Annotated in this window: 1 protein-coding gene; it reads right to left on the bottom strand. The window is 69.6% G+C overall.

Annotation, left to right across the window (positions count from 1 at the left end; genetic code table 11):
• Positions 1 to 594: 594 nt before the first annotated feature.
• Positions 595 to 909, bottom strand: a complete 315-nt coding sequence (locus ACIG5E_RS39575; protein WP_396542193.1) for a helix-turn-helix domain-containing protein — start codon at positions 907 to 909, stop codon at positions 595 to 597.
• Positions 910 to 1,082 lie beyond the last annotated feature (173 nt).

Here is a 1,082-nt window from a genome sequence, read left to right as displayed (position 1 = left end):
TCCAACTTGAGTCTCGACACCTCAAGGATCACAGAGGACGGCGTGTTTCACGTCCAGCCGCAGATCAGCGCACCCACACATGCGGCAGGAGAGCCGTTTTTCGCGGAGGTGTTCGGCGCGAATGAACGGGCGGCCGGGGTGCTTCTGCCAGCAGGGCGAGCACAGCCCCAGCCCGGCATGCCGCCGAAGCTGCCCGCACTCGCGGCAGACCTGCGGCGGCTTCTTCGCTCCCCCTGGGTGGGAGCACGGCCCGCACCAGCCGGTCGCCTCGCGCAGGAGCCCCGGTTTCCCGCAGCGCGGACACGACTGCTTGGCCGCCAGGCGCCGGGCGGCGTTGCGGCAGTCCCGGCACAGTCGGCTGTCCGCGGACCGCACCAGGTGCCCGCACTGCCCGCAGACACGCGAGCACAGGATGCACCGGCCGGTGTCCTGCCACAGCACCCGGGCGAGACCGCAGGACGGACAGGTCGCCCTGGCCGCCTCTTCCTTCATCGTCCGCCAACAGCGGCAGCAGTGCTCACGGTTGAGATATCCGACCGGGGCACCGCAGGTGACGCAGTCGCGTTGCCTCTTGCCCATCGAAGTCCCCGCCCGTCACAGGGGCGGCATCGACCGGCCGCGGGCGGAGGCGGCCTGCGGCAGGTCGGCGATCGGGCGAAGGGGCGCGATCGGTCGCTCGACCGGAGTGGTGTCGACCTCGATCAGGTCGTTGGGAGTGCATTCCAGCGCGGTGCACAACGCCGCCAGCGTGGTCATCTTCACCTGCGAGGGCTCCTTGGTGAACAGCGCCGACACCGAGGCAGAGGACAGTTCCAGCCCGGCCTTCTCGGCGAGGAGCCGCCGCAGTTCGGTGCCCGTCCAAACCTCGCGCTGGGCCGCGGCCATCCTCAGCCGCCACTGGATCTTCATGCTGTGGAATCCTTCCCGGTCAGCTCGGCCAGGGTGCTGGCGACGGCCCGCTGATTGGCGTCCTCAATGAACGTCGCGGAGGGCCGTGATGGTGGAGTCGGGTATTGGAAGTCTCGGAATGCCTCGATCGAGGTCACATCCCGCGGTCAGGGCCGTGCCAGGGAACGGGGCGG

Source organism: Kitasatospora sp. NPDC053057 (assembly GCF_044546945.1).
Taxonomy (GTDB): domain Bacteria; phylum Actinomycetota; class Actinomycetes; order Streptomycetales; family Streptomycetaceae; genus Kitasatospora.
This window is presented reverse-complemented; position numbering and strand designations above follow the sequence as displayed.

Coding starts and splice junctions, on each gene's coding strand:
- ACIG5E_RS39575 (WP_396542193.1), bottom strand. CDS start 909: ATGAAGATCCAGTGGCGGCTGAGGATGGCCGCGGCCCAGCGCGAGGTT.